Raw genomic sequence first — 12,265 nt, 5'->3', positions numbered from 1 at the left:
AAAATGTAAGTTGTCAAGACAAACATAAAGAAAGGAGCTAAGTTATAAGTGCACAATTATTCTATCAGCAAGTTGCTAGGTTTGGAAGGAGTTCGTGTAAAGAATATTTCTCATACCGATACTTGCGTCAAACTTTATGTTACAACAGCAAAGAAAACAATCACATGTCCTGTGTGTGGAAATCACACTTCGAAGGTTCATGATTACAGGAACCAGACACTCAAAGATCTACCGATTAGCGGAAAGCAAGCTCTAGTCATTCTAAAGAAAAGACGATATGCCTGCTCCTGTGGAAAAAGGTTCTATGAACCATATACTTTCTTACCGAAGTATCAGCGCAAGACAAATCGTGTGAGTGCAATGATCTGCAATCAGATGGCTAAGTCCATTCCAATCATAACCATTGCAAAAGATCTAGGATTGTCTCCGACAACAGTCTCTAGAACATTTGACTTCGTTAGTTATCCTAAAATCACACGTATGCCTAAAGTTCTATCCATTGATGAGTTCAAAGGGAATGCTGGTAATAATAAGTATCAGTGCATTCTCGTTGACGCTCAGAAAAAACGTATCCTCGACATACTACCAGATCGTAGACTTGAACATCTGCAGGCTTACTTCAGGTCTATCCCACTATTCGAACGACAAAAGGTCAAATACTTCGTGTGTGATATGTGGAAGCAGTATGCTCAAATAGCTAGAGACTTCTTTCCTAATGCCAAGATCATCACCGACAAATATCACTTTATTAGGCAAGTAACTTGGGCTATTGAGAACGTACGAAAGCGCGCTCAAAAGGACATGATTCCATCAGTCAGAAAGTACTTTAAACGCAGTAGATCACTCATTATTAAACGAAACCATAAGCTTTCAGATAACGACAAAGAACGTCTTCAAAACATGCTTTTATACCATGACGATTTAAGAACTGCATACTACCTTAAAGAAAAATTCTACGATATATGTAAAATGGATAAGTACTCTTTGCAGCGCAAAGCTTATACAGACTGGATTAAATATGCTGAGTCTCTTTGCATCCCTGAGTTTAAGAACTGCATTAATGCTCTTAGAAACTGGCATCAAGAAATTCTGCACGCCTTCAAATACGGATATACTAACGGTCCTACTGAAGGTTTCAACAATAAGATAAAAGTTCTTAAACGTGTTTCATATGGATTCCGGAACTTCAATAGATTCAGAAACAGGATTCTACATACATGTAATCACTAATATTACTCAAATTTCAGTGCCAGATGTTGCTGGCTTATTAAGCATGCTTACAACTACCATGAGCTTCTCTGCATTTCTATTTCACTCCAAAAAGCAGTAATGGAGTGCGATCTGAAAGATCGCACCCCAACTATTGACTTAGAACCTAGAAAAAAAGCGCAAATGCGCTTTATAATAATTCTTTAATCGGAACACCATATGATAAATTAAGCAACTTAAGAATAGTCTCAGCAATGCTCCTAGCAAGCAATGGTGGAACTGCATTTCCAACTTGCTGATATTGAGAGTTTTTATCTCCTTTGAACACAAACGAATCCTTAAACGTCTGAATTCTAGCCGCTTCTCTAATTGAAATCGCACGATCTTTAGTCGGATGAATCCACATTGATTTCCGTACATTTGTAACAGTAGGTGAAGGTGCAGTGTACACAAGCCTCCTATAGATACTGCTTTGGGTTCTTTCTGGTTTTGTGTAAGTATTGTTTCTGAGTTCTTCACTTAAATTATGAAAATTCTCACCAGGCTTTAAAGCCTTAAATCTTTGGAGAGCAATTTGTCTTGTATCAGTTATAACCATATTGTTCACAAAATTGGTATCGTTCAAGTATTCTAACAATGGATTACTATTTTTCTTTTCCTTCAACTCAACTAAATAATCTTTATTCACATCAGTTTCATAGAAACAATTTTCTATATCAGCAATTGCATGATTAAGATTATAATAGTTTTCCTTTTTAAGAAATGGTTTGGGCAATAACTTTTCAGTATCGGGTTTATTATCATTTCTTATACCAACAATACACAACCTTCTACGTAATTGAGGTGCACCATAGTCAGCTGCATTTAATACTCCTGCATCAATCACATAACCTAAACTTCTGAGCTTTTTTTTAACATAGTCATAGACGTTGTAAGTGTTCAGTTCAACGATAAACTTTTTCTCAGTACATCTTTTATTGCCCTCAACAACATTCATTTTCCTGATTTCATTTATCCTGTAAAGAACCTTTTGAGTCTCAACCAGATCATTCAACAACTTCTGAAGAAATTCCTTATCAATGCCATTATCAGCTGAAATTGCTTTATATAGCTCAATAAAGCAATTTCTATACTCTTCATTCCAATACCTTCTATGGATTGAATCAATTTCAGAATCAGTTTTAAATGTAAGACTCTTCTCTTTCTTTACTTTACTTCTAAACTTTTCATCGTTGTCAATATACCTAAGTAATGTTTTAAGAATTGATAAAAAGCTTTCAGGCATAATGTAAGAATCGAGTTCTTCGCTATTATTTACGAACTCTAATAGCGCATCACTAAATCTATTGTACTCACCAATCATAAATTCTTCGGTTACTGGACAAATCTCAAGTTTCTCCAACTCAGTAATTGAATGATGTGTCTGAAAAAACTTATGCTTCTCAGACTCGAAACTTTTTACATTTTCCATTAAAAACGCTTTTGGTTTGAGTTTTTCAATGGCTTTAATATATTCTTTTACTAGCTCATTGTTACTGCAAATCAGATTATTCTTCTGACGATTTGCATTTGAAAATCCTTGACAAGGTGGACCGCCAATCACCACATCAAATCTTCCAAACTCATTTTCCAGCTTTTCATAGTTTATTTTTTTAATGTCATCATACATTTGCACATCATTATGATTACATTCATATGTCTCTCGTGCATTCTTGTTTATTTCAACAGCAACTTTTATTTCAAAAGCACCGGTCTGCAAAAATCCGCTGCTCAATCCCCCAGCTCCCGCAAAAAGATCAATCGTTTTAAGTTTCTGGTTGTACACTTGCTCAATCCTCCAAGCTTAATACTCCATACAAAAATAGCTACTTAAATAAATCAAAGTAGCTTATCTGTGGCTGAAAATAATTTTAGTCAATTTCTATACTCAAACAATTTGACCCGATCAAATAAAATACACTAACAGTTAATTATATCATAGTTTCTCGTATTAACTGCCAACAATTTTCTTATAAAATTAATCATTGCTTCATCAAAATCCTCTTTTATCTCACATTCCCATACGACAAGAACTGTAAATCCTAAACTCTCAAGCTCAGATATTACTCTTTCATCACGGTCTTTATTATTTACCAGTTTCTTTTTCCAGTACTCAGTATTGCTCTTTGGCATTGATGAGTACTTGCACCCTTCATGCATATGCCAGAAACATCCATTAACTAATACTACCGTTTGATACTTGGGCAATACAATATCAGGCTTTCCAGGATATCGCTTATCGTTTTTTCTGTACCGCAAACCTTTACTGAACAAATACTTTCTAACCCTTTCCTCAGGCTTTGTATTCTTACTTCGAATACGAGACATATTATAACTTCTCTGAGGCTTTGTAATTTTATCAGTCATTTAACCATCACTCCGAACATAAGTTCTTATTATGATTATAACACATTTCACACACTTTGATAAGTTAACCCCTCGTGTGGGTTCCCCTGTCCCGAACCTTCGGCACCAATAGAAGTTTCCACTTCATTCCTATGCCGAGCTCCTGATTTTAGGAAGCTCGGCAATTCATTTTTCATTCCATATCAATAATTTTCAAAAGTGCATTCTTTAGTATTATTCTTTCCTCATCCGAAAACGGCTGTAGAAACTTATCATTCATCTCTTTGACCACCGCTTCCACACCGTCTTTAACTTCCATCGATTTCTCTGTTGGAGATACAATTATTAGCCTTCGATTATTTGGATCGATATGCCTATCAATAAGTCCACCCTTTTGCATCCTATCAAGAAGACCAGATACCGATGAAGCTTCTAGACTCAATATTTCTCTTATTCTAGATGGACTCAAATCACCATATTGCCAAAGACAATTTAAAACGCCATATTGTGAAGGCGTCACACCATACTCTGATAGTCGTTTTGAAAAATACTTAAATACCACATTTTGTGAAGCACCCAATAAAAAATTGATACATTCTCTAACTTCCATAAATCCACCTCATTTTTTTCTATTGACAGTATACCATAGTTCTGATAATGTTTGAAGTGAAAATAGTTCCTATTAAGAAATGTTTTGTATTCGTATCATTTTGAATAAGAGAAAAGGAAGGTTTTTAATATGAATAGTCATTTCAAAGCGATTGTTGTTCGTGAAAATAACGGTGAAGTTTCACATGCCATTGAAAAAATTACAACCGACATGCTTTCAGAAGGTGATGTGCTTATAAAAGTGGCATACTCATCCGTAAACTTTAAAGATATGCTAGCAGTACAAACCAAAGGTGGCGTTATACGAAACTATCCTATGATTCCTGGTATTGATTTAAGTGGTACCGTTGTTTCATCTGAAAACAACAAGTTTAAAGAAGGCCAAAATGTTCTTGTAACCGGTTTTCAAACGGGCATGACCCATACAGGCGGTTATTCGGAATATGTTCGTGTGCCAGCTGAGTGGGTTGTTGCATTGCCTGACGGTTTATCACTTCGTGATGCTATGGTCATCGGAACGGCTGGATTTACTGCTGCTCTTTCAATTATGACACTTGAAGCAAATGGCATGTCCCCTGATATGGATCAGGAAATACTCGTTACAGGTGCCTCGGGCGGTGTTGGCAGTGTTGCCATCCAACTTCTTAAGGAAAGCGGCTATAAAAATGTTCACGCACTTGTAAGAGAGGAAAGTGAAATTGAACAGCTTCTCTCCATCGGTGCAACCAGCGTCTTATTGTCACGCGATATTCTACCGGAAAAGCCAAAAGCACTTGATAAACAAAAATTCCATTATGTTCTTGATGTTGTTGGTGGCGAAGTCGCTTCTGGTATACTTCCACAAATCTATTACGGCGGTAGCATGAGCATGTGCGGCAATGCAGGTGGCATTAAGTTTGCTTCAACAGTTATGCCATTTATCCTTAGAGGGGTTAGTATTCTAGGCGTTGACTCCGTTAACTTCCCAATCGAAAAACGTGATGCCATTTGGGATCGATTTGCAAATGAGTGGCACATCATGAGCCAGGCGATTGTTAAAGAAGTTGTTATGGAAGAACTCGATGAAGTGTTTGAGAATATAAAGGCTGGTTCCCATACTGGGCGACATGTCCTTAAAATTGTTTAATCTAATTGCTTGTTTGTATGAAATTGATCTAATGTCATTGGCATATAACCATTAGCCAAATGTTCATAAAAAGGGTGTCAAAGTATGACTTTTTATAGTTGTTCTTTGACACCCTTTTAATACTGCTTTGTCTTTTCGATAACAAACACCTTGAGATTCCCCTGCCATACAATTATCTACTTTCTGAGTATCTGTAGTTTTAGACTGTATCACAATAGGATGGGACACTAAAACACATAAATTACTCAATTCGAAAAAATTCAATATTTATAAATTAATCATAAATATGGGCCCATACTTTTTTGTTAACTTTGACCTTAAACCTGAGGCTTTTATAGTAAACTATTAGAAAGAGCCGACCACTACCATGAAAGTATAAATTGTTAGGAGCAATATGTTAACAAGACTATTTAAACAAAGCCTAAACTTCAAGTGCATAGCCAGTGCCTGTACAGACAGTTGTTGCACCGGCTGGGGCATTCCCCTTGATGAGGCAACTTACGAAAAACTTAAAAACGACCCCCGTTTTAAGAAAACCATGACTGAATACACATATATCAATGACTATATGACTCAACCAAATATAAATTACGCAATTATAGACTGTAAAGACAATGACAGATGTCCTTTTTTGGACACTGAAAATCTATGTGATATACAGAAATCAAATGGTGAAAGAGGTCTGTCAAGTGTATGTGCACTCTATCCGCGATATTATAACACTGTCGATGGTGTCTACGAAGAAAGCCTCTCTCTTGCCTGCATAGAAGCCACCGAAAAACTGCTGCTTGGTTCCCCACTCGAACTTATTGAAATCCATAGAGGTCCCAAAAGAGACGTGGTCATGCAGACTATAATAACAGAAGATGGTAAAGTCCTCTGCTCAAAAGACGCCCTTCATACTTTTAGACATCGCGTTTTTGACCTAATTAGAGACGAGGCATACACCTTTGAACAAAAACTGGAAATGCTCATAGCTTTTCATGAGCACACCCAGGATATGGATGAATACAAACTAAAAGAAGCTCTAGTCGTCTATAACTTTTCAAATAAAGAGGCGACTTCATCTATTGACAATGTCCTCTATAAGAAACTCATCCTTTTTCTTAAGAAAGTTGGAAAGACAGATCACGATGAACTGGATCAGCTTATAGACGATTGCATCGGTACGTCTTCTTACCAATCACTTCATTTACAGGAACTCACCAAAATCGACGGAATTATGTCTAATTATCTGATTCATCAAATGTTTAAAGATCTTTATCCTTGTATCACCCATAATAATAAAATGGGTTCTTTTCAATCTCTGCTTGTAAAAGTCCAAATCCTTAGACTGCTTATAGCCTTTGATGGTCATTTTGATAACAAGCGTGTGGCTAGAATTATTCAAATGTTTTCAAAAGGTCTAGAACACCATGCTGTATTCCACCATGAAATTGGACATGTACTTCTATGAGGGTCGTTTCACCGCATTATTGTCTCTAAACTGTATAAGAGCTCAATAACATTGAAATTGTAAAAATTTCTGATTCTTTTTAGCCCGCAAATCTAGTAGAATGGATAAGTATTGTACTATTCACTAAAGGAGAAGATAATGACAGAATTTAATATTTCAGAAATATTGGTACAGATTGTAACAGGCCTTGCACTATTTTTGTACGGCATGAACGTCATGGGAGATGGCTTGCAAAAATCTGCTGGCGATAAGATGAAAAGTATTATTGAGGCACTCACCCGCAACCGAATTATGGCTGTATTTATCGGCATGGTTGTGACTGCAATTATACAAAGTTCATCTGCTACAACTGTTATGGTTGTTGGTCTTGTAAATGCAGGCATCATGAACCTTACACAGTCTGTGGGCATCATAATGGGCGCTGACATAGGTACAACGATAACGGCACAGTTGGTGTCTATTAATCTTACAGCACTTGCCCCCTTTTCAATTGCTCTAGGTGTTGTTATAAATCTATCTACTAAGAACTCCAACATCAAAAAGTATTCAGAAATCCTCATTGGCTTCGGTATTCTATTTTTAGGTATGGACATTATGAAGTCAGCCTGTAAACCTCTTAGAACTTATGAACCTTTTACAAGCCTATTGACTCGGTTCGGGAGTGGAACCCTCCTTGATACATTCTTGGCTATTGGCACAGGTTTCTTAGTCACTGGTGTTATTCAAAGTTCTTCAGCTACAACGGGAATTATGATTGCCCTCGCAGCAGCTGGTCTTTTGAACATTGAATCGGCATTTCCAGTTCTGCTTGGCGCAAATATTGGAACTTGTATTACTGCCCTGTTATCAAGTATAGGGACAAAAAGAGTTGCTAAGAGAGCCGCCCTCATCCATTTGACCATCAAATTGATAGGGACCCTGCTGTTTGCACTCCTTTTATCTGATATAACAGTGGATCTTGTTCAGCGTATGTCGGATGACCCTGCAAGACAGATTGCTTGGGCACATACACTATTTAACGTGATTAACACCATGATTTTATTGCCATTCGCACCTTTGATTGTAAAATTTGCCTTCATACTATTGCCACAACAGGATACAAAAGAAGAAAAAGATTACTCTCTTGCACTTGATGATAGAATAATGGAAACACCATATATTGCACTTGAGCAAATCAAACATGAGATCTCTGTTATGGGTGATCTTGCAAAAACATCTTTTGACTATGCTATGGATGGCTTTGTCTCAAATACATCTGAAAAAATTGAGGAAGTTTTTGAAATCGAAAAGAAAATCAATAAAATGGAAGAAGAAATCATTCACTATTTGGTCAAGCTTTCTAACGCTTCTCTGTCTAGTGAACAGCGGGAAACAATTGATTCACACTTCCACATCGTGAGCGATATTGAAAGAGTTGGCGATCATGCTGAAAATATTGCAGAACTTCTTGAATATAAGTTTGCCAACAAAATCAGTTTTTCAGATCAAGCTATCAGCGAGCTTCAAGATATTTATAGCACCGCTTTAAGCGCAGTCAATATCTCCCTTGAAAGTTTCCACTCAGAGGATGAGAATGAAGCAAAAAGAGTGACTGCCATAGAAGACCGCATTGATGAACTGGAAAAATCACTGAAAAAGATGCATATTAAACGTCTTACAGATGGTGTCTGTCAACCTAAATCAAGCATACTCTTCTTAGAACTGATAAACAATATTGAGCGTGTTGGTGACCACGCAATGAATATAGCTGAAGCTCAAATCTTAGATGCCTAATTCATTGGTTAACCCGTCCTATTATCTTGACTCAAACGATACCAGAATACAAAAACTCACTTCTTATACGAAGTGAGTTTTTTATCTGGGTATTCTTCAAATCTTTTTATAAGGACACTTCAACCCCTCTTTGTTTTTGAACGGCCATGTCATATATTTTCCGTGATGAAGTCAAATCAAATAGGCTCATCCCCACCGACTTATACAAGATGGTTTCACCTAGATCTGGTTTTTTGCCGTCTTCAAGCAGTTTTAATAAATCACTCATATATCCAATCTGGTCCATAGTTGCTAAACCTTTTTCAAGCGGAATTCGTAAATCACCACTCTCTTCACAAGCATAAGGTAATTCTGTGTAAACACTGTCTACAACTGACCATAGGGCATCTGGAATCTCCTGCATATCTGGACGCCATGATCCAATGGCTACTATGCATTTACCTTTTAATGACTGGCCATCGTCTGGTAAAACAGGCGTGTTTGAACCCGTAGCTGTCACGATAATTTCACTATTTTTAACCAAAGTTTCCACGCCATCACAAACTATAAAATCAATCTTCCTATTTGGATCTTCTTTTAAAATGTCTTTTTTAAGTGATTCTATAAAGTCTTTCATGTTTTCCTTCATAGAATCATATAAATAGACCTTTTCAATAGGTCTAACTACACAAGCAAACTTAACTTGTTCAAATCCTTGTGCGCCACAGCCGACAAGACCAATATGCTTACTCTTATCTTTAGTCAGGTGTTTCACTGCAACACCACCAACGGCACCTGTTCTGAGACCGGTCAATACCCTACCGTTTAAGATGGCTAAAGGTTCACCTGTTACCCCATCATTCAGATACATGATGCCATCTAAAAAGGGTTTTCCCTTTGAAGGGTTTTCAGGAAATGCTGATAATATTTTGGTTCCAATTTTTCCGTCTGCAAAGCAAGGCATGTAGAGCATTTTATTAGCATCTGCCTGAGCAACAAACCTTTCTGGCATGAAGTGGTCACCCTGTGACATGATTCGGAAAGCCTCTTCAACGGCATCCATTAAATCTACAGCGTTCACTGACTGCCTCATTTCATTTTCATCTATAATTAACATTTCGGCCTCCCTTTATCCATGCACATCTTCATTAACCACAAATGGTTAATGTTTATTTGAAGCGTAACACATATGTTATAATAATGTCAATTAGACATTGTATTATTATTGAGGTGACAAATGAAAAATGAACTAATATACATCCTTCTCTCTGAATTTAATAATCACCCAGACCCAGTGGGCGCATCCACGTTAAAGGACATACTCAACATGTCTCAAACAAGTATTGGGAGGGCTTTAGCATATCTAGAGAATGATGGTTTTCTCGAAAAAATTAGCAACAAAGGCCGAATAATTACACCAAAAGGAAGAGCATGGTATGAAAGTGAAACCGAGCGTTTAGATAAGCAGTCCATCGCTGATGAACTCATTAGAAACCAAATTAACGCTTCACGAGACAAACTGAAAGAGACCATATTTATCAGAAAGTTACTTGAGCCTCAGGCTATCAAACTGGCCTGCGGTAATGCGACTGATAAAGATTTAGAGGGCGTTGAGCAATTAATCAACATGTATATCGACCATCTATCCAAAGGGCAAGAAGCAAATAATATTGACTTGAAAATTCATCTTAAAATTGCTGAATTATCTGGTAACAAGACACTTTTCATGCTTTTAAAACTCCTCTTGACTGAAGATAACACCTATGTTGATTTTTCAAATTTTGCTCTTTCAACGCTTAAAGCTCAAACAAGTGTTACACTTAACCACACAGGGATTCTAAATGCCCTAATATCAAGAAACAGTCAGGCCGCCTCAGAGGCTATGTTAAAACACTTGGAAACAATAGAGGATTCACTGGACAAAACTATATAGGCTATGATCTTTAATCATGTGCATGGTCATTTCGCTAAAACTTTATTTTCGCATAACAAGCAAAAGAACCCCAGTGGTATCCACTGGGGTTCAAACAGTCAAGGACTGTTGTTTTATCTAGTTTACAAGTTCAGCAAAAGGCCAATCCGCTTGACCACCTTCTAAGATAAATAGACGGCTTGTATCAATCCCATTTGCTTCTAGTTCTTGATATGTTCTTTCAGCGCCACCGCCACCACGTGGGCAAACAATAACAACATCTTCATTTGAACCGTTTATTGTAGCAAGAACATCTTCAAGTTTCGCCTTGTCTTCATCAGACTTAACTGGGTATGCATTGGTTTCAACAGCACCTTTAATGTGGTGTGCATCGAAATCTTCTTCAGGCTGAATATCAAGAAGCATGATTTCTTCATTGTTTTCAAGCGCTGATTTAACGTGATCAGGTGCATAGTAGTTGTAAGCGTGGTCTTTTACAACCTTACCGATTTGAAGTTCAGGTGTGTTGGCCCAAACGTAGAATGAAGCATCATAGTTCACAACATTCTCATAACCAAGCATTTTTAATATTTCTGCATAGTGCGCTGAACGAATACCAGCTGTGCAGTATGTAGCAATTTTGTCAGTCTTCTCAAATCCAGCATCAGCAAAGATAGCTTCTAGCTCATTGATCGGCTTTAATGTGCCGTCTTTTTCAAGTAGATCTTTGTATGCCATCCAAACAGCACTTGGAAGATGACCTCCACGTGCTTCACCGAATTTTTGAGCACCTTCATACTCATCTTTATCTCGAGTGTCTATCACCTTATAGTCATCATAGTTCTCAACAAGTTTTGCTGTACTGATTGATTCCACTAAATCTAACTCTTCCACAACAAAGTCTGTTGCTTCAAACTCAGAAGTCTCTTTAGTAATATCGTATCCAGCATCCTTCCAACCTTTGTAGCCCCCATCAAGCATTCTTACATTTTCAATACCTGCAGCTTGAAGAGTCCACATAATTCGACCGTCTTCCCCCCAACCATTTTGCGTGTCAGAATATACAACAACTTCACTGTCTGCTGATAGACCCAGCTCTGAAATGGCCTGACCTAGAGCATCTGCATCTTTAAGCGTTCCCCATGTTTCAGAAGCGAATTCCACATCCGTTCTTGATAGACTTTGCCATGTTAAAACACGGGCACCTGGAACATGTCCTTTGTCATATGTTTCTTGTCCACGAGCATCTAAGACAATAACAGAGTCCATATTATCGTTTAGCCACTCAGATGATACAAAATATGTATTGAAGGTAAGTTCTGCTTCCGATGGTTCAGTGACTGCTTCACTTTCCTCTATTGCTTCAGTCGATGCTTCTTGTGTCTGATCAACAGTTGTTTCTTCTGTGCTTGCTGCATTTTGGTCTGCAGCACATCCGCTCAAACTGCTTACCAGAAGTGCGACAGATGCAATATAAATTCCTAATTTTTTTAAAGTCATATTTTCTCCTCCGTATTACCAATCACTCACTTAAAATGTACATACATACAGTACCAGAGCGACTTGATCATGAACAATAGTAATATTGAATACTAAAGTTATAGATATTGTTTTTTTCTATACACATTCTTTCGAGAAGCCTAAAAAAAAAATAGATCCTTAATCAAATCCTATTTGAAAAACGAATTTGAGACCCCATTTTCTATGCTTAATGAGAATAATTAATAAAATTCAATGAAGACAAAATCGTGGTCGTGAACTTGTCATAAAGGGAGACTTATTATGAAAGTGAGACTTTTAATATAGATGATATTGT

10 protein-coding genes are annotated in these 12,265 nt (G+C 37.2%); 5 read left to right on the top strand and 5 right to left on the bottom strand.

Translation table 11 applies throughout. From position 1 onward, the window contains the following. The first annotated feature begins 81 nt into the window (after positions 1–81). On the top strand, positions 82–1,230 hold the full coding sequence (locus ACQ4KW_RS08690) for an ISL3 family transposase (RefSeq protein WP_430886142.1): 1,149 nt from the start codon (positions 82–84) through the stop codon (positions 1,228–1,230). A 169-nt stretch (positions 1,231–1,399) separates the two neighbouring features. On the opposite strand, the gene ACQ4KW_RS08685 is transcribed toward ACQ4KW_RS08690, so the two are convergent. From ACQ4KW_RS08685 to ACQ4KW_RS08675, 3 genes are all read right to left on the bottom strand, one after another. Further along, positions 1,400–3,034 (bottom strand): DNA cytosine methyltransferase, encoded by a 1,635-nt coding sequence (locus tag ACQ4KW_RS08685; protein WP_430886141.1) that lies wholly within the window; start codon positions 3,032–3,034, stop codon positions 1,400–1,402. A gap of 134 nt (positions 3,035–3,168) precedes the next feature. Continuing rightward, positions 3,169–3,615: a very short patch repair endonuclease gene (locus ACQ4KW_RS08680; protein WP_430886140.1), complete on the bottom strand. Its 447-nt coding sequence runs from the start codon at positions 3,613–3,615 to the stop codon at positions 3,169–3,171. Between the two features lie 172 nt (positions 3,616–3,787). Then, positions 3,788–4,204 (bottom strand): MarR family winged helix-turn-helix transcriptional regulator, encoded by a 417-nt coding sequence (locus ACQ4KW_RS08675; RefSeq protein WP_430886139.1) that lies wholly within the window; start codon positions 4,202–4,204, stop codon positions 3,788–3,790. Positions 4,205–4,333: 129 nt separating this feature from the next. On the opposite strand from ACQ4KW_RS08675, the gene ACQ4KW_RS08670 reads away from it, so the two are divergent. The 3 genes from ACQ4KW_RS08670 (at position 4,334) to ACQ4KW_RS08660 (ending at position 8,558) form a co-directional block, all read left to right on the top strand. Beyond that, positions 4,334–5,329 carry a YhdH/YhfP family quinone oxidoreductase gene (locus ACQ4KW_RS08670; RefSeq protein ID WP_430886138.1) on the top strand — a complete coding sequence of 332 codons (996 nt, stop codon included), beginning with the start codon at positions 4,334–4,336 and terminating at the stop codon, positions 5,327–5,329. 394 nt (positions 5,330–5,723) lie between these two features. After that, positions 5,724–6,785, top strand: coding sequence for a flagellin lysine-N-methylase (gene fliB, locus ACQ4KW_RS08665; protein ID WP_430886137.1), 1,062 nt, complete (start codon positions 5,724–5,726; stop codon positions 6,783–6,785). Positions 6,786–6,923: 138 nt separating this feature from the next. After that, positions 6,924–8,558 carry a Na/Pi cotransporter family protein gene (locus tag ACQ4KW_RS08660; protein ID WP_430886136.1) on the top strand — a complete coding sequence of 545 codons (1,635 nt, stop codon included), beginning with the start codon at positions 6,924–6,926 and terminating at the stop codon, positions 8,556–8,558. A 106-nt stretch (positions 8,559–8,664) separates the two neighbouring features. Here ACQ4KW_RS08660 and ACQ4KW_RS08655 read toward each other — a convergent pair whose 3' ends face one another. Further along, positions 8,665–9,654, bottom strand: coding sequence for an ornithine cyclodeaminase family protein (locus tag ACQ4KW_RS08655; RefSeq protein ID WP_430886135.1), 990 nt, complete (start codon positions 9,652–9,654; stop codon positions 8,665–8,667). Between the two features lie 120 nt (positions 9,655–9,774). Between ACQ4KW_RS08655 and ACQ4KW_RS08650 the strand changes: the two genes are divergently transcribed. Beyond that, a complete protein-coding gene (locus tag ACQ4KW_RS08650) occupies positions 9,775–10,470 on the top strand; it encodes a FadR/GntR family transcriptional regulator (protein WP_430886134.1) in 696 nt (231 codons plus the stop codon). A 117-nt stretch (positions 10,471–10,587) separates the two neighbouring features. On the opposite strand, the gene ACQ4KW_RS08645 is transcribed toward ACQ4KW_RS08650, so the two are convergent. Then, a complete protein-coding gene (locus ACQ4KW_RS08645) occupies positions 10,588–11,949 on the bottom strand; it encodes a rhodanese-like domain-containing protein (protein ID WP_430886133.1) in 1,362 nt (453 codons plus the stop codon). Positions 11,950–12,265 lie beyond the last annotated feature (316 nt).

It is taken from the genome of Tianxiuia mixotrophica (assembly GCF_050596425.1).
GTDB lineage: Bacteria > Bacillota > Clostridia > Peptostreptococcales > Acidaminobacteraceae.
Note: the sequence above shows the minus strand (reverse complement) of the source record. Positions and strands in the feature narration are given on the sequence as shown.

Excerpts from the sequence above, each read along its gene's own strand:
- fliB (WP_430886137.1), top strand. The coding sequence starts at position 5,724 with ATGTTAACAAGACTATTTAAACAAAGCCTAAACTTCAAGTGCATAGCC.
- ACQ4KW_RS08660 (WP_430886136.1), top strand. The coding sequence starts at position 6,924 with ATGACAGAATTTAATATTTCAGAAATATTGGTACAGATTGTAACAGGC.
- ACQ4KW_RS08655 (WP_430886135.1), bottom strand. The coding sequence starts at position 9,654 with ATGTTAATTATAGATGAAAATGAAATGAGGCAGTCAGTGAACGCTGTA.
- ACQ4KW_RS08670 (WP_430886138.1), top strand. The coding sequence starts at position 4,334 with ATGAATAGTCATTTCAAAGCGATTGTTGTTCGTGAAAATAACGGTGAA.
- ACQ4KW_RS08645 (WP_430886133.1), bottom strand. The coding sequence starts at position 11,949 with ATGACTTTAAAAAAATTAGGAATTTATATTGCATCTGTCGCACTTCTG.
- ACQ4KW_RS08650 (WP_430886134.1), top strand. The coding sequence starts at position 9,775 with ATGAAAAATGAACTAATATACATCCTTCTCTCTGAATTTAATAATCAC.
- ACQ4KW_RS08675 (WP_430886139.1), bottom strand. The coding sequence starts at position 4,204 with ATGGAAGTTAGAGAATGTATCAATTTTTTATTGGGTGCTTCACAAAAT.
- ACQ4KW_RS08680 (WP_430886140.1), bottom strand. The coding sequence starts at position 3,615 with ATGACTGATAAAATTACAAAGCCTCAGAGAAGTTATAATATGTCTCGT.